Genomic DNA, 20441 nt, shown 5'->3' with positions numbered 1-20441 from the left:
GGCAATGTTGACCCATCCAGGTGGCCAACGCGCGTGCGCGAGCCGTGGTGCCCGGCAGTGCCGGGACTGGTGCTGTATGACCCGGGGCATCGACAGATTCCCCGGGCTGCGTGCATTCATCGAGACGCTCAGGCAAGTGCTGCCGTAGCGAGTGCCGGGCGTCACTGGCAGAAACCAGCAGTTGCGCTGTTGCCCGCGGCCGCAAGCACCACACCGACGACCGTCGGAAGCGGGCTGAAGCGCGCGCCGCTGCCGGCCGTTGCCGGGCCTGTATATGCGCCGAAATGCTTACATGCGTCACACAAGCGCGCACCTATACTTCCGGGGTGTCCCACCCACAAGGTTCTGACTGCATGAGCGCACCCCCAACGTCTCCGATCGCCGCCGGTTCTGGCGCAGCCCCCGGTAGCCTTCGCCGTTCGGTGTCCAACACGCTCAAGGGATCGGCCGGCAATCTGGTCGAGTGGTACGACGTCTACGTCTACTCGGTGTTTGCCACCTACTTCGAATCGCAGTTCTTCTCCAAGGAAGACAAGAACGCCACGATGTTCGTGTGGGCGATCTTTGCGATGACCTTTTTGATGCGCCCGATCGGTGCGTGGTACTTCGGCCGCTTCGCCGACCGCTACGGCCGCCGCCTGGCGTTGACCATCTCGGTGTCGATGATGGCGCTGTGCTCGTTCGTCATCGCGGTGACGCCGACGGTGGCCACGATCGGCATCGCCGCGCCGATCATCCTGTTGCTGGCGCGCCTGCTGCAGGGCTTTGCCACCGGTGGCGAGTACGGCACCAGCGCCACCTACATGTCCGAGGCGGCGATTCCCGGCCGGCGCGGGTTCCTGTCTTCGTTCCATTACGTCACGCTGGTCGGCGGGCACGTGCTGGCGCAGACCACCTTGCTGGTAATGCTGCATTTCTTCGATGCGCCGCAGGTGTCCGAGTGGGGCTGGCGCGTGGCATTCGGCCTGGGCGGCATCGGTGCGTTGGTGGTGTTCTGGCTGCGCCAGACCATGGACGAGTCGCTGAGCTCCGAATCCATCGCCGATTCGCGCACCGGCAAGGCCAAGGCGTCGGGCTCGATGCGCGAGCTGTTCGTCAACCAGTGGCGCCCGCTGCTGCTGTGCTTCCTGATCACCGCCGGCGGCACGATCGCGTTCTACACCTATTCGGTCACCGGGCCGAAGATGATCCAGACCGCGTTCGCCGGTGGCGACGTGATGGCCGGCACCATCATCAACCTGGTCGCGCTGACGGTGCTGATGCTGATGCAGCCGGTTGGCGGCTGGTTGTCAGATATCGTGGGGCGCAAGAGCCTGCTGGTGTTCTTCGGCATCGGTGGGGTGCTCTACACCTGGTTCCTGGTGATGGAGCTGCCCAAGCAGACCGACTGGCTGACCGCGTTCGCGATCCTCACCGTGGGCTTTGTGATCCTGACCGGCTACACCTCGATCAATGCGGTGGTGAAGGCGGAACTGTTCCCCACCCATGTGCGTGCGCTGGGCGTGGGCCTGGGCTATGCGCTGGCGAACTCCGCCTTTGGCGGCACCGCGCCGCTGCTGTACCAGGCCTCGTTGAAGACCGGCCATGTCAGCGAGTTCGTGATCTACGCCACGGCAGTGATCGCGGTGTCGTTGGTGGTCTACATGTTCTTCCTGACCAACAAGGGCAGCAACTGGCTGGACGACGAAGCGGCGATGCATCAGCGCAAGCGCTGATCTGCTTTGTCCTTCTCCCGTCGGGAGAAGGGCGCCGAAGGGGCGGATGCGGGGCACCTCCGGTGACTGGCACGCCGACCGTGGTGAGCGCGTCGCCACGCGCCGCCAAGGTGAAGCATCGATCCTGCGGTCGTGGATTGGTACACGACCCCTCACCCCAACCCGCGCCAGCAGCGCGCAGGCAGTGCCTTATCGCCCCGCAGGGAGATGGGCTAAGGACGACTCAGTATCGGCGTTTGCCTGGGTATGCGGCGCCGTCTGCGCAAACACGCTGTAACGCAAGCCGATCAACCCCAGCAGCGCCTCATCGCGATGCGCACCCGCCGGCACCTTGCCGACGCGCGCCAGCGACGCATCCAGCCGCGCACGCAGCGCATCCGGCGCAGGCAGCGGGCGCTTGTGCGCGATCTGTTGCCGGTAGTGCGCGGCAACATCGGCCAGAATCGCATTCACGGCCTCAACGCTCGGCTGCGGCAAACCATGCCGCGCGCTGCGCAGTTGCAGGATGTTCAAGCCCACGCGCACTTCGTTGAGCATATCCACCGAGGCCAGCTCGCTGCCTTCCGGGGTCAATGCCAGCCGGGGCGCGAGCAGGCCAAGCAGGTCCAGCATGCGGGCGGCAAACTGCTGCCGGTCCTGCGCGCCGCGGCCCTCGGCGGCATCGGCCAGCGTGCGCCAGCCCTGGCGCACCAGCCGGCGTGCGCTCCATTCGGCGCCCACCGAGCGGAACAAGCGCGTCAGCACCACGGCAAATCCAATCCCCAGCACCATCGCCACCGCCGCGTTGACGAAGCTCTGGATATTGGCGTTGTAGGTGTTCTGCAGGCTCAGCAGCGCGGTGAGGTTCACCACCAGCGGCAGCGCGATCAACATGGTCTTGGGGCGATGCAGCAACGCGCCGATCGGCAGGAACACCGCCGCCAGCACCAACACCAGCATCGGGAAATCGTGGATGGCCGGGAAGATGCCGAACAGATAGATGCCGGCGACCACGCTGGCCACTACCGCCCAGGTCAGGAACGACAGCATGCTCGGCGCCGGGTCGTCCTGCGCGGCGAAGAATGCGGCAGTCACCGCCGCCATCATCGCGCCGTTGCCGCCGCCTTCCCAGCCGATGCCGATCCACAGCACGCAGTACGCCATCAACGCAAAGCCCGCGCTGAGGGCGGAAAACGCGGCCATGCCGAAATCGATATGGCGGGGGGGGCTGGCCGCTGCCGGCGCATCGGTTGTGTTGCGCGGTGACCAGGTCAGGCGCTGCAGCAACGAGGATTGCGTGCGTGAACGCACAGCAGGTTCGCTGTGTGCCGCGTCAGCCCGTTCGGATGATTCGGCCGTTGCAGCTTGCCTCGCCGCCGCCGGCATCGCGCGCAGCACCGGCGTCGCCGTGCCGTGCACCACCGCCTGCTGCAGCGCGCGGCAGTCCTGCCACAGGTCGAGCAGCTCTTCCAGCCGCAGCAGCAGGCTGGCCAGCAGCAGATGCTCGATGTCCTGATCCACCACCGGGCGTAGTGCGGCGATGCGTGCGCGCAAGGCGCCGACGTCTGCATCGCTGGGTGCGTCCTCGCCCTGGTCCACCCAGGCTGCGACGTCCTCCAGCAGCGCGGCGGTGGCGAGCGGCAACGCAGACCCATCGCGCTGCAAGGCATCCAGCCGATCGGCCATCGACGACAGCACCGGCAGCAACATCAACATGCGTGCGCGCAGTTGTTCCAGCGTGGGGACGGCACCGGCATGGCGTGGGTCGTCGTGGCGGACGAAGGCGATCAAGGCCTCGAACTGCACCAGATCGGCGGCCAGCCGATTGCGCGGTGCTTGCGACGGGCCGCGCTGCAGCACCTGCCGGCACCATTGCGCGGCGTCCTGCATCCAGTTGCCGATGCGCGCGGTGAGCATCGGCTTGACCGAGGCGGGGAAGACCAGCGCGGCGAACAGCACCGCCATCACCGTGCCCAGGATGATCTCCTCGCTACGCGCCACCACGGTGTCGAAGATGCCCTCCGGCGCGGTCACCGCCGGGAAGCCGATGAAGGCGGTGGTGTAGCCGGCCAGCAAAAACGCATAACCGCGCGGGCCGCGATTGAGCAGCGCCAGGAACAGGCAGGCCGACAGCCACAACGCCATCGCCGCACTGAGCAGCAGCGGCGTTTCCACCAGGTTCGGCAGCATCACCAGGGTGGCCGCGCCGGCCAGCAAGGTGCCGAGCACGCGGTATACGCCCTTGGCGCGGGTAGGGCCGAGCAGCGGCTGGGAGACGATGTAGACCGTGGCCATCGCCCAGTACGGCCGCGACAGGTTGCCGGCCAGCCCCACGTACAACGCCGCGATCGAGGCGGCGAAGGTCTTGGCCGAAAACAGCCAGGCCTGGCGATCGCGCAGCAGCGCACTCATCGCGCGGCAGTCGGGTCGGTGCGGCCGGCGGCCGCTTCCCAGCCGCCGCCCAGCGCCAGGAACAGCTGCAGTTGATCCTGCGAGACCTGCGCCTGCGCATTGGCCAGCGTCATGTCGGCGGTGGCCAGCGTGCGCTCGGCATCCAGGCTGGACAGATACGGCGTGCGCCCGCCCTGGTACAAGCGCCGGTTCTGCGCCGACGCCAGGTCGGCCTGTTGCTGCGCCTGTTCCAGCAGGTGCAGGCGGTCCAGATCCTGCGCGTAACGCGACAAGGCGGTCTGCACCTCGCGCAGCGCCTGCAGCACTGTGTTGTCGAACTGCGCCAGCGCCGCGTCCGCGCCGGCCTCGGTGGCGCGCACGCGCGCACGCGCACCGCCGGATGGCAGCGTCCACGAGATCAGCGGGCCGAACGACCAGGCATGCGTGGCCGGCTCGCCGAAGTCGGCCAGCAGGCCGGTGGCACCGATCGAGCCGCCCAGACGGATATCCGGATACAGCTCGGCGGTGGCCACGCCGATGCGCGCGGTGGCTGCCGCCAGCCGGCGTTCGGCCTGGCGCACATCCGGGCGACGCGCCAGCAGCGCGCGGCCGTCGCCGATCGGAATCGGGCGCTGCAGGGCCGGCGCGTGCGCACAGTCGTCCACGCCGGCCGGCACCTCGCCGGGCGTCTTGCCGAGCAGCGCGGCCAGTTGGTAACCGGCGGCCTGGCGGCGCGCGCGCAGCGGCGGCAGCGCCGCTTCCAGCATCGCCACCTGCGCGGTGGCGCGGGCCAGATCGGGCGGGGTGCCGCGGCCGGCAGCGATCAGGCGCTGGGTGATGTCGCGGCTGCGCTGCTGCAACTGCAGCGAATGCTCGGCCACGTGCAGCTCGTGGTTGGCGTGGCAGATCTCCACATAACTGCCGGCCACCTGCGCGGCCACGTTGACCCGCGCCAGGTCGATCGCGGCCTGGGCGACCTGCGTGTCGGCCTGCGCGGCCTCGGCACCGCGTTGCAGCTTGCCGAACAGATCGAACTGATACGACACCCCGAACTTGCCGTCGGCCAGGTTGAACACCGGCAGCTTTTCCTGCTGCAGGAAGGCCTCGGCCGAGACCTGCGCGCGGCTGACGCCAGCCTCCACCTCGTAATCGAAACCGCCCGCGTCCAGCGCCTGTTCGTACACCGCGGCGGCGCGGCGCAGGTTGGCACCGGCTACCTTCAACTCGACGTTGTCGCGCAAGGCCTGTTCGATCAGGCCATCCAGCATCGGGTCCTGGTACAGCGCCCACCAGCGTGCCGGCAGCGGTGCGCCGGCCTGCACCTGGTCGTTGCCGGTGTCGCCAAACGCGGCATTGGCGGCCGGGCGCTGGTAGGCCGACTCCGCCGGCACCGCGTAGTTCGGGCCGACCGTGGTGCAGGCGCTCAAGGCGGCCAGCAGCGTGGCCAGTCCCAGGGGACGCAATCCGGTGCGGTTCATGGCGCGGCCTTGGCCGGCACGCGGGCAGGCGCGGTGGCGGCGTCGCGCACGGCGTCCGGCAGGATGGTCACGGTGGCGGTGCGCCCGGCGATCAGCTGCACATGCGCCGGCACCCGATCCAGCACGATGCGCACCGGGATGCGCTGCGCCAGCCGCACCCAGTCGAACGCCGGCGTGACGTTGGGCAAGGCGCCGGCGCTGCCGCTGCGGTAACGGTCCTCGATACCGGCGGCGATGCTTTGCACATGCCCGTGCAAGGTGGCCGGCTCGCCCATCAGGTGCACGTCCACGCGCTGGCCGGCATGTACGCCCTGCAGGCGGGTTTCTTCGAAATAGCCATCGACGCGGAACGAGCCGGTATCCAGCACCGCCACCACCGGGCGCCCGGCGCTGACGTAATCGCCCACGCGCACGGTGCGGTCGCTGACATGGCCGTCGGCCGGGCTGCGCACCTGCGTGCGGTCCAGATTGAGCTGGGCCAGGTCCACCGCCGATTGCGCGGTGGCCACCGCCGCCTGCGCTTTTTGCACATTGGAGCGGCGTACCTCGGCATCTTCGGCGGCCACCAGGTCCTGCAGGCTGCGGTCGCGCGCGATCTCGCGGCGCAACTGGCTCAAGGTGGCCTGGCGCTCGGCCAGCGCGGCGCGCGCCTGTTCCAGCGCGATCGCATAGCGCGCACGGTCCACCACGAACAGCAACTGCCCGCGCCGCACCGCCTGGTTGTCGGCCACCGCCACTTTCTCCACCAGCCCGGACACATCCGGCGCCACCTGCACCACATCGGCGCCCACGTGCGCATCGCGCGTCCACGGCGCTTCCATGTAATAACGCCACAGGTGCTGCAGCACCACGGCCGCCACCACCACCATTGCCAGGGTCAACAGCGCCGGCCCCGCGTTCTTGATCAGCTTTTTCACGATTGCATCCAACGGGTAAGGGAAAACAGGCCGCCCAGCAGCGCGATGTACAGCGCCAGGTTGAACAGCGCCGGGTGCCAGATATGCCGGTACGCACCGGCCCGGGTCAGCAGCGCGCCGATGGCGCTGTTGAGCAGGTAGGCCAGCGTCATCAACGCCAGCAAGGTGGGAACGAACACACCGTAGAGACTGAATTCGCCGTACATCGGGCACATCCTGGGCAAGGGGGAACAACCACGTCCGGCGCCGTGCGCAATGCGCACCGGGCCATCCGGAACGTCACAACCGGCGTCGCAGCGCGACGCCCGACAGCGGGCTCAGTCGGGCTGACTCAGCCGCGCGTGCGCCTGCGCGATCTGCTCCCACAAGGTCAGCACCACCTGCACCTGCGCTTCGCTGAGCGCGCCGAACACCTCCGCGCGCAGCGCATCCAGGCGGATCTCGATACGCCCGACCAGCGTCTGGCCTGCGTCGGTGAGCCACAGCTGGTTGGCGCGGCGGTCGCTGCTGTCGGCCTCGCGGCGCACCAGCGCCTGCGCGCACAGCTTGTCCAGCAGCCGCACCAGGGAGGGGCCTTCCATGCCCAGTTGCTGGGCCAGCGCCACCTGGCGGATGCCGCCGCCGGAGCGGCCGATCATCAACAACGGCCCGGTGCAGGCGCTGGACAGCCCGAATTCGGCAAATGCCTGGTCGGCCAGCCGCTGCCACTGGCGGGCGGCGACCAGCAGGCCGGAGCTGAGCTGGGCGCGGGGGGAGAGAACGCTGTTCGTCATAATAGATAGGATGCTATCAATTCAACAATGAATCAATAGTCACTGAACCCGGGCAAGCCGGCGCAACCGCCACTGGGGCCGCCGGCCCGTCCTCGGGTACCATGCTCGCCCCCTTTGGGTGCACCCTGCGCATGAGCCAGTCCGACCAGCCCGATTCCCCCGTCACCCAGGCCCAGGCCGAAGATGCCGTGCGCACCCTGCTGCGCTGGGCCGGCGAAGACCCGGCCCGCGAAGGCCTGCTGGACACCCCGCGCCGGGTCGCCGAAGCCTATGGCGACTGGTTCAGCGGGTACCGCGAGGAACCGCGCGAGTACCTGGAACGCACCTTCGAGGAAGTGGCCGGCTACGACGAGCTGATCGTGCTGCGCGACATCTCCTATGAAAGCCACTGCGAGCACCACATGGCGCCGATCATCGGCAAGGTGCACGTGGGCTACCTGCCGCGCGGCAAGGTGGTCGGCATCAGCAAGCTGGCGCGCGTGGTGGAAAGCTATGCGCGGCGCTTCCAGGTGCAGGAAAAGATGACCGCGCAGATCGCCCAGTGCATCCAGGATGTGCTGCAGCCGCGCGGCGTCGGCGTGGTGGTGGAAGGCTCGCACGAATGCATGACCACCCGCGGCATCCACAAGCGCGGCGTCAGCATGGTGACCTCCAAGATGCTGGGCAGCTTCCGCGAGGACGCGCGCACCCGCGCCGAGTTCCTGCAGTTCATCGAAGTGGGCGGCAAGCGTTGAGGCAGCCGTTGCCGTCGCCATGAAGCACCAGGCACGTATCGCCGGCTATCGCCAATTGCGCGAGCAGCCGGTGTGGAAACTGCTGGCCGCCGACCACGCGCCGGAGCTGATCGGCCTGCTGCAGACGGTGTTGCTGGACGGCGAACGCCGCCTGCCCTCGGCCGTGCTGCACGAGCGCCTGCAGCGCCAGCTCGACGCGCTGCGCGCCGACGAACTCTCGCGCGAGTTGCCGCGTACCGCGCAGGCCTATCTGGCGCATTGGCTGGCACAGGGCTGGCTGGAACGCCGCCTGCCCGAAGGTGCGGCTGAAGAAGAGTACGAGTTGTCGCGCGCGGCCACCCAGGCCATCCGCTTCATCGTCGGCCTGCGCGAGAGCAGCAGCAGCGCCACCGAAAGCCGCCTGTCGCTGGTGATCCAGCAGCTGGTGCAGCTGGCGGGCCAGACCGAAGCCGACCCGGAGCTGCGCCTGGCCGCCCTGCGCGAAGAACGCGCGCGCATCGATGCCGAAATCGAACGCGTGGCCTCCGGCCGCGTGGCCGCGCTGGATGGAAAGCGCGCGCTGGAGCGTGCCCGCGACCTGATCCATCTCTCCGACGAGCTGGCCGAAGATTTCCATCGCGTGCGCGACGATTTCGAACAACTCAACCGCCAGTTCCGCGAGCGCATCATCGACGACGAAGGCGCGCGCGGCGATGTGCTGGAGCAGCTGTTCAACGGCGTGGACGTGATCGCCGACAGCGAGGCCGGGCGCACCTTCGAGGCGTTCTGGAGCCTGCTCAACGACACCCAGCAAAGCAGCCAGCTCGATCAGGCGCTGGATGCGCTGCTGGCACGCGGCTTCGCGCGCAAGCTGGACCGGCGCGAACGCGCCTTCCTGCGCGGGTTGACCGGCACGCTGCTGGAGCGCGGCGGCGAGGTGCACACGGTGATGCAGCACTTCGCCCGCAGCCTGCGCGGTTTCGTGCAGAGCCGCGGCTATCTGGAGCAGCGCCGGCTCAATCAATTGCTCAAGCAGGCGCAGGGCGAAGCCTTGCAGCTGCGCGACAGCCTGCACGCCACCACCGCCACCGGCTACACCCAGGCGTTGAGCGCTGCCCGCCTGCGTTCGCTGTCGCAGTGGCGCCTGCACGACCCGCGCCTGACCCAGGTCGATGGCCGCGTGCAGGCCGCCGATGCGGCAGACATCTCGCTCGACAGCGTGGGCGATCTGGTCGCGCAATCGGAGATCGACGTGCGCAGCCTGCGCCGCGACCTGCACGAGCTGCTCGGCCAGCGCCCGCGCTTGACCATCGGCGATGCGCTGCAGCAGCGTCCGGCCGCGCAGGGCCTGGGCAGCGTGATCGGTTACCTGTCGCTGGGCACGCGCCACGGCGTGGTGATCGACGGACAGATGGAAACGGTGCAATGGGAAGGCGGCGACGGCGCCCTGCGGCGCGCACGCATTCCGCTGGTGTGGTTCACCCGGGAGAAACGCAATGAACTGGACTGAGGACACCCGCCTGGACGCGGACGAGGACAGCGGCGCGTCGGTCGATGCCGGCCGCACGCCGCCGACGGAGACATCGCCTGCACAGCCGCGCGGCGAGCTGTTCCTGGGCGACACCGGCACGCTGCCGTTCGACGCGCGGCGCGCGCTGTGCCAGCTGCTGGCCGGCCCCAGTATCGACGCGCAACGCCACGGTGCGTTATGGCCTGCGCTGCTGCGCAACGAGGCGGCGATCCGCCAGGTGTTGTGCGAGCTGTTCCTGGAGCTGGTGCTGGACCGCGAGGGCGGGGTGGCCTTCACCCGTCAGGCCGACACCGCCGAGCTGGAATCGCCGACCCTGCTGCGCAGCGCGCCGCTGACCTTTATCGAGTCGGTGCTGCTGCTGTTCCTGCGCCAGCAACTGGCCGAAGCCGATACGCGCGGCGAGCGGGCGGTGGTGGACGAGGCGCAGTTGGTGGAGGCCTTGTCGGTCTACGAGAAGAACGTGTCCACCGACCGCGCCGGATTCGCGCGACGGGTGCTGACGGCGATCGGCAAGATGCGCGAGAACCAGTTGCTGTCGCGGCTGCGCGGCAGCGAGGAGCGCTACGAGGTCTCGCCGGTGCTGAAGTTGCTGTTCTCGGCCGAAGACGTGCAGGCCCTGGTGGTGGCGTATCGCGGCTTGCGCGAGGGAGACGTTGCGCTCGACTAAGTGCCTTCTCCCATCGGGAGAAGGTGCCCGAAGGGCGGATGAGCGGACGGCCGATCGCAATGCCTGATGTATGACGCCCGGGATGCATGGAGTTTGTGTAGTCGTGCGTTGTGCGACGGATGTCGGCTCTCACGCCCGATCAAACGCGATCACTTTTCCACAGGCTGCAGCAGGGCATCCAGCTTCCTTATCGGCCGCCGCCGCCCCACGTCAACGCAGACCACCGCCCCCGTAGGAGCGGCCCAGGCCGCGAAGGGACGTACCGAATCACTCCCAGACCACAGCACCGCCACCAGCCCAGCAGCACGCAACACCCCGCTACAAACAGTCCTGATGTAAGTCGTCTTCAGCGTTACCCGTCATCCCGTTTTGGTGAGTGAGCCATGAATTCCCAGTCCAACCTGTCGCCGGCGCAGCCGGGCGCGTCCCTGTTCACTGATTCGCTTGCCGAGCAGCGCGCGCAGCAGTTCCGCATGCGGCGCTTGCAGGTGCACAACTGGGGCACGTTCAACGGCTTGACCGAGGTGCCGATCGCCGAGAAGGGCTTCCTGTTCGTCGGGCGCTCCGGGTCGGGCAAGTCGACCCTGCTGGATGCGATGTCGGCGTTGCTGACCCCGCCCAGCATCGTCGACTTCAACGCCGCCGCACGCGAGGCCGAGCGCAGCGGGCGCGATCGCAGCCTGGTGTCGTATATGCGCGGTGCCTGGGCCGATCAGCAGGACAGCGCCTCGGGCGAGATCGCCACCCAATACCTGCGCAAGGGCGCCACCTGGTCGGCGCTGGTGCTGGAATACCGCAACGCGCACGGCGAGACGGTCAGCCTGATTCGCCTGTTCTGGATCGCCGGCAGCGGCAATGCCGCGGCCGATGTGCGCCGCCATTACATGGTCGCGCCGCGCAGCTTCGATGTGGCCAGCGAGCTGGATGGCTTCGATCTGGATCTGCGCAGGCTCAAGGCGCGTCTTGGCGAGGAGGTCGCGCATTTCGACGGCTTTGCCGGCTACGCAGAGCGCTTTCGGCATGCGCTGGGCATCGGCAACGAGATGGCGTTGCGGTTGCTGCACAAGACCCAGTCGGCCAAGAACCTGGGCGATCTCAATGTGTTCCTGCGCGGCTTCATGCTGGACGAGCCGCGCACGTTCGAGGCGGCCGACCGGCTGGTGGAAGACTTCGCCGAACTCGACGGCGCACACCATGCAGTGGTCACCGCACGCCGGCAGGTGGAAACGCTCAGCCCGGCACGCGAGCACCATGCGGCGCTGATGGCCCTGCGCCACAGCGTCGGCGAGGTGCGCGAGCTGCAGCTGGGCGTGGACAGCTACCGCGAACAGCAGCGTCTGGCCTTGCTGGAGACGCGCCTGCACGAACTCGACAGCCAGGACCGCGGGTTGGCCGGCGAAGAAGGCCAGCGGCGTGAGTCGCTGGACAATCACGAACAGAAGCTCGCCGGGCTGGAACGCGAACAACGCGCCGCCGGTGGCGAACAGATCGAGGAACTCGAACGCGAGCGCGCCCGGGTCGAGCGCGAGCGCGACGAGCGCCTGCGGCGCCGCGTGCAGATCGAACAGGCCTGCCGCCAGCTCGGCACCGCCCTGGCCGCAGGCGCCAGCGGCTTTGCCGAGCAGATCGCGTACGCGCAGACCGTGCTCGAGAACGGCAAGCACGACGCCAGCGCGCTGGACGAGGCGATCGCCGAGCGCATGGGTGTGCGCCGCGACGATGAGCGGCGCTTTGCCGAGATCCGCGCCGAACTGGATGCGTTGAAGCGCGCCCCGTCCAGCATGCCGGCACCGATGCAGGCCTTGCGCGCGCGCCTGTGCGAGGACACCGGCATTGCCGAAGCGGCGCTGCCGTTCGTCGGCGAACTGGTGCAGGTGCGCGAGGATCAATCTGCCTGGCGCGGCGCGATCGAGCGCGTGCTGAGCGGTTTTGCGCAGTCGCTGCTGGTGGACGACCGCCATTACGCGCAGGTCAGCGAATGGGTCAACCGCACCCAGCTCGGCACGCGGCTGGTGTATTTCCGGGTACGCCGCAACGATGCGCTGCATGCGCGCACGCCGGATGCGCGTGCATTGCCGGGCAAGCTGCAGCTGCGCGAGCATGCCTTCACCGAGTGGCTGCGCAACGAGTTGATGCGTCGCTTCGACTACGAATGCGTCGATAACGCCGCCGCGCTGCGCAATGCCGACCGCGCCATCACCCGCGAAGGGCAGGTCAAGCATCCCGGCGACCGTTACGAAAAGGACGACCGCCATGCGGTCAACGACCGCAAGCGCTGGTTGCTGGGCCACGACAACCGCGACAAGCTCAAGGTGTTCGAGCGCGAAGCGCAGACGCTTGCCCAGCGCATCGCCGGTTGCGATGCCGACGTGGCCGCGCTGCGCAAGCAACGCGAGCAGGACCAGGAACGGCAGCTGGCCGCGCACACCCTGGTGGAGCGCGACTGGGACGAGATCGATGTCGGCCCCAAGCTGCAGCGCCTGAGCGACATCGACGAACAGCTGCAGCAGCTGCGCGAAGGCAACAGCGGCCTGCGCGCGCTCGGCCAGGCGATCGAGACCGCACGTACCTTGCGCGACCAGGCCAAGCGCACCTACGAGGACGTGCGGCTGGAGCGCGCGCAGCTGGCACGCGAGCGGGTCCGGCTCGAACAGCAGCACGCTGCCTGTGCCAGCCGTGCCGGCACCGCCGCGCTCACGCCCACCCAGCTGCAGGGCCTGCGCGAGCGCCTGGCGGCGTTGGCACCGCTGTCGCTGGACAATCTGGAGGCGCATTTCCGCGTGGTCGAGCGTGGCCTGGCCGAGCAACTGGCCGAGAGCCAGGGCCGCGACAGCCGGCTCAGCGCGCAGCTGCTCGACTGTTTCCGCAAGTACTGCCAGCAATGGCCGGAAGACAGCGGCGATTTCACCGTGAGCCTGGCCAGTGCCGACGATTTTCTCGCGCGCCTGGATCGCCTGGAGAGCGATGGCCTGCCGCGCCACGAGCACCGCTTCTTCGATCTGCTGCAGACCCAGAGCAAGAACAATCTGCTGGCCCTGCAGCGCCACACCGCCGAGGCCCACAAGGGCATCAAGCAGCGCATGGACGAGGTCAACGCCAGTCTGGAGCAGGTGCCGTTCAATCGTGGCACGCTGCTGACCATCGAGGTCAGCGACCGTCGCCTGGGCGAGGTGCAGGAATTCCAGCAACAGCTGCGCGCGGTGCTGTCGCATCAACAGACCGAAGACCGCGCACTGGCCGAAGCGCAGTTTTCCACCCTGCGCGCGTTGGTAGCACGCCTGGGCGCGCAGGAACCGGACGCACGCCGCTGGCGCGAGCAGGTGCTGGACGTGCGCCAGCATGTGGAATTCATCGGCGTGGAGCTGGATGCGCAGACCCGCGCACAGGTGGAGATCTACCGCAGCGGCGCCGGTAAATCCGGCGGTCAGCGCCAGAAGCTGGCAACCACCTGCCTGGCCGCCGCACTGCGCTACCAGCTCGGTGGCGAAGACGGCGAACTGCCGCGCTACTGCGCGGTGGTGCTGGACGAAGCCTTCGACAAGGCCGACAACGAATTCACCGCGCTGGCGATGAACATCTTCGAGAACTTCGGTTTCCAGATGGTGGTGGCCACGCCGCTGAAATCGGTGATGACGCTGGAGCCGTTCATCGGCGGTGCCTGCTTTGTGGAAATCAGCGGCCGGCACAACTCCGGCGTGCTGCTGATCGAATACGACGAGCAGGCGCAGCGACTCCAGTTGCCCGAGCGCTCGCGCGGGGACGAGGCCGCTGCAGCGGTGACGGAACAGGCGGTGAGTGCTGCGCAGCGCGAGGATGCACCGCGTTCGACGCAGGGTGAAACGCGGATGGACAGCACCGCTGCCGTCTCTGGCGCTGAGGGCGCGGCACTTCAGGACGTCCCTGCACAGGACGACGTGGCGGCTAAGGCGGGCAGGCGCGCCAGCAAGGTCGCGCCGGCGTCGACGGCGGCCGTTCAAGCCGCGCCGAAGCCCGCGAAAACAGCCGCTTCCAGCGCACGTGCGGGATCGGGCAAGTCGGCGGCGGCGAAGGCGAAGACCGCAGCGGGCAAGGCCGCATCTGCCAAGCCTGCATCCGCCAGGGGTACATCGCCTGCAGCGAGCAAGCCGGCAACGCCGACCAAACCGGCCAGGACGCCAGCTAACACCGGGACGGCATCCAGGCGCACGACCGCGTCCGTCAAACCGACTGCCAGGCCAAACAAAGCCGCGACAACAGCGGCAGCGCCGAAAAAGCCTGCTGCCAAATCGACGGTAGCGACCAGGCGCGCCACCACTTCGCTGGGTGGCGCAACCAAGGCAACTGCGGCGCGTAGCGCGGCCAAGCCCGTGCCAACCAAAACCGCGGCCAAGGCGCGTCCCGCATCCACGCGCGGATCTGCAGGCAAGCCGCGCGGAAAACGCTGAGCGCGCCGCCTGGATGCCTGCGTCACCGCGCTGCGGTCGCAGGCGTCGCAGGTCGGGGACAGCAGACCACCACTCTCCCGGCGCACCGCGCACCGTGTCGGCGACGCTGAGTATGGAGTTCTAAGCGCCGTGCAGCAGATCCCAGCCCATCTTGCCGATCAGCACGATGACCAGCACCAGGAACAACGTGCGGATCAGCGGCGTGCCGCCGCGTAGCGCCATCCGCGTGCCGGCGACCGCACCGGCCACGTTGGCCACCGCCATCGGGATGCCGATCGCCAGCATCACCTGGCCGCTGGGCAGGAAGAACGACAGCGCCGCCAGGTTGGTGGCCAGGTTCACTACCTTGGCTGCGGCCGAGGCGCGCAGAAAGTCCAGCCCGAAAAAGCGGATGAACAGGAAGATCAGGAAGCTGCCGGTACCGGGCCCGAAGAACCCGTCGTAGAAACCGATCGCCGCGCCCATCGCCAAGGCAGTGATCAATTCGCGCCGGCCGATCTGGCGTGGCCGATGCAGCGCACCGAAGTCCTTCTTGATCAGCGTGTAGACCAGCATCGCGATCAGCAGCACCAGGATCAGCGGCCGCACCGCCTGCTTGGGCATCAGGCTGACCGCGGTCGCGCCCAGAAACGAAAACGTAAACGCCGCCACCGTGGCGTACAGCACCGGCCGCCACGGAAAGCGCACGGTGCGCGCATAGCGCCATGCCGAGGCACCGGTGCCGAACATCGCGCTGAACTTGTTGGTGCCCAGGATCAGCGACGGCGCCTGCTGCGGCAGGGTCGCAAACAATCCCGGCAACTGGATCAGGCCACCGCCGCCGACCGCCGCATCCACCAGCCCGGCGACAAAAGCGATGCACAGCAGCCACGGCAACTCGGTGGGAATCAGTTCCAGCAAGGCGGTGCTCCGCACGACGGGGCGACAGCATAAACGCGCAGAAACCCCGCCTCCCACTTCGCCGCTTCCCAATTCCCGCACAATCACCAGATGCCGACTTCCATACCCACCGATCCCTGTCCCTGCGGCCGCGCCGCCACCTACGCACAGTGCTGCGGGCACTACCACGCCGGCGCCGCCGCGCCCGATGCCGAAACCCTCATGCGTGCGCGCTACAGCGCCTACGTCCGCCGCGATGTGGGGTACCTGCTCGCCAGCTGGCATCCCTCCACGCGCCCATCCGAGCTGTCGCTGGACGAGGGCGGCCGCACCACCTGGCTCGGCCTGACCGTGCAACGCGCCATCGAGACCGGTACCGACACTGCCGAAGTGGCGTTCCTGGCCCGCTACCGCATCGGCGGCGGCAGCGCGGTGCGCATGACCGAACACAGCCGCTTCGTGCGCGAAGACGGCCGCTGGTATTACCTCGACGCGCGCTGAGCCGGGCTCAGGCGTGAGCGAGGTCAGCGGTCACGCTCACCATGAAGCTGTTCAGCCCGACGGACGGCACGGGCCGGCGCGGTTTCTCGACGCCACGTTCGCAGCCGATCCCGGAAGCTTGCCGCCTCGGCGGAGCTCGCCGCGGGGCGGACACGATGATGGCAACCTTCAATCTCTGGCAGTGGGTGCTTGTGGCCATCGTGGTATTTGCGATCGTGCTGCCGGCGTGCCTGGCCACGGCACTGATCTGGTTCGGCCCCCGCCACGACGCCCCGCGCAGCGCGCGCGCCCGACGTATGCCCGACACCAGCCCCTCCAGCCCGGCGCTGTCGCTGCTGACCGGCATCACCGGCGACGGTAGCTAGGCGCGGCTGGGTTGCCGCGGCGTCCTCGCCAGGCGGGCCGGACCGATGCCACTCCATCGGCACTCAACATCATTCTCCGACTCGCGCCACACGATCTCTGCGTCGTGCCCATCGCGCTGAAAAGCGTACGCACCGCACAGTCACCCCTGCGTATCGCTGCCGACCAGCGCAGCGCACGATGCCGTCGCAACATCACGGCCTGCACGCCTGCAACCAGCCAGGTTGGCTATCCTCGGCGGCTCGACCTGCCGCAGGAGCGTTCCACCGCATGACCTCCGTCCACACGCCGGCCATCGCGCCGTGATGCCGACCCGGCGCGTCCTGCCTGCGCTGTTGGCGCTGGCGCCACTGATCGCCTGCGCCGATCCGGCCTTCGACCGCTGCCTGGCCGGCCTGCAGACCCAGGCCGCCGCCAAAGGCGTGGCGGCCGCCGATTTCCAGCGCTTCACCGCCGGCCTGGCGCCCGATCCCAGCGTGTTGCCCCTGCTCGATGCCCAGCCCGAGTTCACCACCCCGATCTGGGACTACCTCGCCAGCCTGGTCGACAGCCAGCGTGTCGCCGACGGCCAGGCCATGCTGGCCACCCACCGCGATTTGCTTACCCGCCTGTCCGAACAGACCGGGGTTGATCCGGCCACCATCGTGGCGGTCTGGGGCGTGGAGAGCGACTACGGCCGTGTCACCGGCAAGCGCCCGCTGCTGGTCTCGCTGGCCACGCTGTCGTGCGCGGGCCGTCGCCAGCCATTCTTCCGTGGCGAATTTCTCGCCTTGCTCGGCCTGCTGCAGCAAGGCGATCTGTCGCCGGATGGCTTGACCGGCTCCTGGGCCGGCGCCTTCGGGCAGACCCAGTTCATGCCCTCGACCTATGCCCGCATCGCGGTGGATGGCGACGGCGACGGCCGCCGCGATCTGGTCGCCAGCATTCCCGACGCGCTGGCCTCCACCGCCAACTATCTGGTCAAGGCCGGCTGGGAGCGCGCCCGCCCCTGGGGCATGGAAGTCCGCCTGCCCGCCGGCTTCGATGCCAGCAAGGCCGGCCGCACCCGGCGCCAACCGCTGCAGGCCTGGCAAAACGCCGGCCTGCTCGGCACCGACGGCAAGGCGCTGGCACCGGCCGGTCTGCCCGCCGAAACCCCGGCCGCCCTGCTGCTGCCGGCCGGCGCGACCGGCCCGGCATTCCTGGTGTTCCGCAACTACGACGCGATCTACGCCTACAACGCCGCCGAAAGCTACGCGCTGTCGATCGCCCTGCTCGCCGACCGCCTGCGCGGTGGTGCCGGCCTGGTCGCCGCCTGGCCCACCGACGACCCCGGCCTGGGCCGCCCCGAACGGCGCGAACTGCAGCAATTGCTGCTGGCGCGCGGCCACCTGATCGGCGAGGCCGACGGCATGATCGGCACCGCCAGCCGGCGCGCCATCCAGGTCGAGCAGACCCGCCTGGGCCTGCAGCCGGCCGACGGCCGCCCCGGCCAACGCATCCTCACCGCCCTGCGCGCCGCCCCGCCGGTCGCCGGCGCGGCGGCCATCCGCGCCACGGCGTTCAAGCTGCCGGCCGCCTATCCCGCATTCGTCCAATCCCCCATCGTCCAGAAGGCACCCCCCATGTCCGACCTCACCGGCCTGCGCACAGGCGACTTCCACGGCTTTCCCTCGCTGTTGATCGACACCCCGTTCTCCACTGCGGCCATCAGCCTGTTCGGCGGCCAGCTGCTGTCGTTCGTGCCCAAGGGCGGGCAGGACGTGATGTGGCTGTCGCCCACCGCCAAGCAGCCGCCCACCCCGATCCGCGGCGGCGCGCCGGTGTGCTGGCCGTACTTCGGCCGCCAGGACCAGACCGGCGAGGTCCCCGCGCACGGCTTCGTGCGCACCGTGCCCTGGCAGCTCACCGAGAGCCGGCGCGAGGACGACGGCACCCTGGTGCTCACGCTGACCCCGCCCAGCTTCGACGACCTGGCGCTGCGCCTGCGCATGACCCTGCGCATTGGCCGCACCCTCGAACAAAGCCTGATCACCGAAAACACCAGCCCGGCCCCGGTGCGCTTCACCCAGGCGCTGCACAACTACTTCCGCGTCGGCGACGCGCTCACCGTCAGCGTGCAGGGCCTGGACGGGCTGGACTACCTCGACAAGTACGAGAACTACGCCACCGCCCACCGCCAGCAGGGCGACTGGAGCCTGCGCGACCCACGCGACCCCGGCCGCAGCGACCGTATCTACACCAACGCCGGCGGCCGCTACACCCTGACCGACCCGGTACTCGGCCGCCGCATCGTCATCGCCACCCAGGGCAGCCGCTCGTTGGTGGCCTGGAACCCGGGCCAAGAAGCGGCCGCCAAGATGGCCGACGTGGGCGAGGGCTGGCGCGATTACGTCTGCCTGGAAGCGGCCAACGCCGGCCCGGACGTCATCGAACTCGCCCCCGGCGCCAGCCACACGCTGACCCAGACCATCAGCGTCGAGTAAGTGCAAGTTGGCACCAGGATCGCCCAGATCCTGCGCTGCCTTCCAACAGGAAAGAAGCAGCACGGCTCCCTTCTCCCGCCGGGAGAAGGTGCCCCGAAGGGGCGGACGAGGGTGCGGGCGAAGCCTCGTGTCACCTCACAATGCCTGCGGCTTCGTCCGTACCCTCATCCCAACCCGCGCTCGGCGCCCCGGCCCGCGCATGAGGCGCGGGCGCTCCAGGGCACGCGCGCCAGTGGCGCGCAAGCCATGCCTTCTCGCCCCTCAGGAGAGGGGCTTTCAGTGAGGGGGACCTTGGGCGTATCAGGCGACAGCTCATCCCCACAACTGCGCCACCCGGTCCACCGCTACACTCGCCGCTTCGCCCCACTGCGCAGCGCGATGTCCCTCCCAGCAGATTCCGCTCCCGCCACGGGCCGGCGCCGCGCCGCGCTGATCTTCATCTTCATCACCGTGCTGATCGACGTGCTGTCGTTCGGCGTGATCATTCCGGTGCTGCCGGATCTGGTGCGCCAGTTCACCGGGGGCGACTACGCCGTCGCCGCCGGCTGGATCGGCTGGTTCGGCTTCTTGTTTGCCGCCATCCAGTTCGTCTGCTCGCCGCTGCAGGGCACCCTGTCCGACCGCTATGGCCGCCGCCCGGTGATCCTGCTTTCCTGCCTGGGCCTGGGCCTGGACTTCATCCTGATGGCGGTCGCCCATTCCCTGCCGATGCTGCTGCTGGCGCGGGTGATCTCCGGGGTGTGCTCGGCCAGCTTTTCCACCGCCAATGCCTACATCGCCGACGTCACCCCGGCCGACAAACGCGCCGGCGCGTTCGGCATGCTTGGCGCCGCGTTCGGTATTGGTTTTGTCGCCGGGCCTTTGATCGGCGGCTGGCTGGGCAGCATCGGCCTGCGCTGGCCGTTCTGGTTTGCGGCCGGGCTGGCGCTGCTGAACGTGCTGTATGGCTGGTTCGTGCTGCCCGAATCCTTGCCTGCCGAACGCCGCACGCCACGCCTGGACTGGTCGCATGCCAACCCGCTCGGCGCACTCAAGCTGCTGCGCCGTTATCCGCAGGTGTTCGGCCTGGCCTCGGTGGTGTTTCTGGCCAACCTGGCGCACTACGTCTATCCCAGCATCTTCGTGCTGTTCGCCGGTTATCAATACCACTGGGGCCCGCGCGAGGTGAGCTGGGTGCTGGCCGGCGTCGGCGTGTGCAGCATCATCGTCAATGCGCTGCTGGTCGGCCGGCTGGTGCGCTGGCTGGGCGAACGCCGTGCGCTGCTGCTGGGTCTGGGCTGCGGGGTGGTCGGTTTCGTCATCTACGGGCTGGCCGACAGCGGTACCGCGTTCCTGATCGGCGTGCCCATCAGTGCGTTCTGGGCGATCGCCGCACCGGCCGCGCAGGCCTTGATCACCCGCGAGGTGGGTGCCGATGCGCAGGGCCGCGTGCAGGGCGCACTGACCAGCCTGGTCAGTCTGGCCGGCATCGCCGGTCCGCTGTTGTTTGCCAACGTGTTCGCCTGGTTTATCGGCACGGGCGCACCGCTGCATCTGCCCGGCGCCCCCTGGTTGCTGGCAGGTGTTCTGCTTGCCGCAGGCTGGGTCATGGCCTGGCGGCGGGCAGGGCGGGAGGCCGGCATAGCCCCCGCGGCACAGGGATGAT

Annotated in this window: 15 protein-coding genes and 1 pseudogene; 10 read left to right on the top strand and 6 right to left on the bottom strand. The window is 68.9% G+C overall.

Annotated features, from left to right (window positions below):
• Positions 1-33: 33 nt before the first annotated feature.
• Positions 34-148, top strand: a pseudogene (locus tag DGN21_RS19810) (LysR family transcriptional regulator); the annotation flags it as partial.
• A gap of 205 nt (positions 149-353) precedes the next feature.
• Positions 354-1715, top strand: a complete 1362-nt coding sequence (locus DGN21_RS19805; RefSeq protein WP_024939637.1) for an MFS transporter — start codon at positions 354-356, stop codon at positions 1713-1715.
• Between the two features lie 189 nt (positions 1716-1904).
• On the opposite strand, the gene DGN21_RS19800 is transcribed toward DGN21_RS19805, so the two are convergent.
• The 5 genes from DGN21_RS19800 to DGN21_RS19780 all read right to left on the bottom strand — a co-directional run bounded on the left by DGN21_RS19800 (position 1905) and on the right by DGN21_RS19780 (position 7253).
• Positions 1905-4106, bottom strand: coding sequence for an FUSC family protein (locus DGN21_RS19800; RefSeq protein WP_184551200.1), 2202 nt, complete (start codon positions 4104-4106; stop codon positions 1905-1907).
• On the bottom strand, positions 4103-5563 hold the full coding sequence (locus DGN21_RS19795; RefSeq protein WP_184551199.1) for an efflux transporter outer membrane subunit: 1461 nt from the start codon (positions 5561-5563) through the stop codon (positions 4103-4105). Before DGN21_RS19795 ends, DGN21_RS19800 begins: the two co-directional genes overlap by 4 nt.
• Positions 5560-6480 carry an efflux RND transporter periplasmic adaptor subunit gene (locus tag DGN21_RS19790; protein WP_164738965.1) on the bottom strand — a complete coding sequence of 307 codons (921 nt, stop codon included), beginning with the start codon at positions 6478-6480 and terminating at the stop codon, positions 5560-5562. The genes DGN21_RS19795 and DGN21_RS19790 overlap by 4 nt, the downstream gene beginning before the upstream one ends.
• Complete coding sequence (locus DGN21_RS19785; protein ID WP_024939640.1) at positions 6477-6695, bottom strand: DUF1656 domain-containing protein; 219 nt, start codon at positions 6693-6695, stop codon at positions 6477-6479. The genes DGN21_RS19790 and DGN21_RS19785 overlap by 4 nt, the downstream gene beginning before the upstream one ends.
• Before the next feature lie 102 nt (positions 6696-6797).
• Complete coding sequence (locus DGN21_RS19780) at positions 6798-7253, bottom strand: MarR family transcriptional regulator (protein ID WP_126966933.1); 456 nt, start codon at positions 7251-7253, stop codon at positions 6798-6800.
• A gap of 131 nt (positions 7254-7384) precedes the next feature.
• Between DGN21_RS19780 and folE the strand changes: the two genes are divergently transcribed.
• The 4 genes from folE (at position 7385) to DGN21_RS19760 (ending at position 14588) form a co-directional block, all read left to right on the top strand.
• Positions 7385-7987, top strand: a complete 603-nt coding sequence (gene folE, locus DGN21_RS19775) for a GTP cyclohydrolase I FolE (protein WP_016902173.1) — start codon at positions 7385-7387, stop codon at positions 7985-7987.
• A gap of 19 nt (positions 7988-8006) precedes the next feature.
• Positions 8007-9476 (top strand): DUF3375 domain-containing protein, encoded by a 1470-nt coding sequence (locus tag DGN21_RS19770; protein ID WP_016902174.1) that lies wholly within the window; start codon positions 8007-8009, stop codon positions 9474-9476.
• Entirely contained in the window at positions 9463-10164 is a 702-nt protein-coding gene (locus tag DGN21_RS19765; protein WP_024939642.1) for a DUF4194 domain-containing protein, read from the top strand. The genes DGN21_RS19770 and DGN21_RS19765 overlap by 14 nt, the downstream gene beginning before the upstream one ends.
• Positions 10165-10547: 383 nt before the next feature.
• Positions 10548-14588 carry an SbcC/MukB-like Walker B domain-containing protein gene (locus tag DGN21_RS19760; protein WP_215825045.1) on the top strand — a complete coding sequence of 1347 codons (4041 nt, stop codon included), beginning with the start codon at positions 10548-10550 and terminating at the stop codon, positions 14586-14588.
• Between the two features lie 120 nt (positions 14589-14708).
• On the opposite strand, the gene DGN21_RS19755 is transcribed toward DGN21_RS19760, so the two are convergent.
• Complete coding sequence (locus DGN21_RS19755) at positions 14709-15488, bottom strand: TSUP family transporter (protein WP_180968875.1); 780 nt, start codon at positions 15486-15488, stop codon at positions 14709-14711.
• Positions 15489-15578: 90 nt separating this feature from the next.
• Between DGN21_RS19755 and DGN21_RS19750 the strand changes: the two genes are divergently transcribed.
• The 4 genes from DGN21_RS19750 (at position 15579) to DGN21_RS19735 (ending at position 20440) form a co-directional block, all read left to right on the top strand.
• Entirely contained in the window at positions 15579-15968 is a 390-nt protein-coding gene (locus DGN21_RS19750) for a YchJ family protein (protein WP_160954954.1), read from the top strand.
• A gap of 158 nt (positions 15969-16126) precedes the next feature.
• Entirely contained in the window at positions 16127-16333 is a 207-nt protein-coding gene (locus DGN21_RS19745; protein WP_024939646.1) for a hypothetical protein, read from the top strand.
• 300 nt (positions 16334-16633) lie between these two features.
• Complete coding sequence (locus DGN21_RS19740; RefSeq protein WP_215825044.1) at positions 16634-18796, top strand: lytic murein transglycosylase; 2163 nt, start codon at positions 16634-16636, stop codon at positions 18794-18796.
• Between the two features lie 378 nt (positions 18797-19174).
• Entirely contained in the window at positions 19175-20440 is a 1266-nt protein-coding gene (locus DGN21_RS19735; protein ID WP_215825043.1) for a TCR/Tet family MFS transporter, read from the top strand.
• Position 20441: the final 1 nt, after the last annotated feature.

Source organism: Xanthomonas sp. MLO165 (genome assembly GCF_018831305.1).
In the GTDB taxonomy this organism is placed as follows: Bacteria; Pseudomonadota; Gammaproteobacteria; order Xanthomonadales; family Xanthomonadaceae; genus Xanthomonas; species Xanthomonas arboricola.
This window is presented reverse-complemented; position numbering and strand designations above follow the sequence as displayed.

Coding starts and splice junctions, on each gene's coding strand:
- DGN21_RS19805 (WP_024939637.1), top strand. CDS start 354: ATGAGCGCACCCCCAACGTCTCCGATCGCCGCCGGTTCTGGCGCAGCC.
- DGN21_RS19800 (WP_184551200.1), bottom strand. CDS start 4,106: ATGAGTGCGCTGCTGCGCGATCGCCAGGCCTGGCTGTTTTCGGCCAAG.
- DGN21_RS19795 (WP_184551199.1), bottom strand. CDS start 5,563: ATGAACCGCACCGGATTGCGTCCCCTGGGACTGGCCACGCTGCTGGCC.
- DGN21_RS19785 (WP_024939640.1), bottom strand. CDS start 6,695: ATGTGCCCGATGTACGGCGAATTCAGTCTCTACGGTGTGTTCGTTCCC.
- DGN21_RS19780 (WP_126966933.1), bottom strand. CDS start 7,253: ATGACGAACAGCGTTCTCTCCCCCCGCGCCCAGCTCAGCTCCGGCCTG.
- folE (WP_016902173.1), top strand. CDS start 7,385: ATGAGCCAGTCCGACCAGCCCGATTCCCCCGTCACCCAGGCCCAGGCC.
- DGN21_RS19770 (WP_016902174.1), top strand. CDS start 8,007: ATGAAGCACCAGGCACGTATCGCCGGCTATCGCCAATTGCGCGAGCAG.
- DGN21_RS19765 (WP_024939642.1), top strand. CDS start 9,463: ATGAACTGGACTGAGGACACCCGCCTGGACGCGGACGAGGACAGCGGC.
- DGN21_RS19760 (WP_215825045.1), top strand. CDS start 10,548: ATGAATTCCCAGTCCAACCTGTCGCCGGCGCAGCCGGGCGCGTCCCTG.
- DGN21_RS19750 (WP_160954954.1), top strand. CDS start 15,579: ATGCCGACTTCCATACCCACCGATCCCTGTCCCTGCGGCCGCGCCGCC.
- DGN21_RS19745 (WP_024939646.1), top strand. CDS start 16,127: ATGGCAACCTTCAATCTCTGGCAGTGGGTGCTTGTGGCCATCGTGGTA.
- DGN21_RS19735 (WP_215825043.1), top strand. CDS start 19,175: ATGTCCCTCCCAGCAGATTCCGCTCCCGCCACGGGCCGGCGCCGCGCC.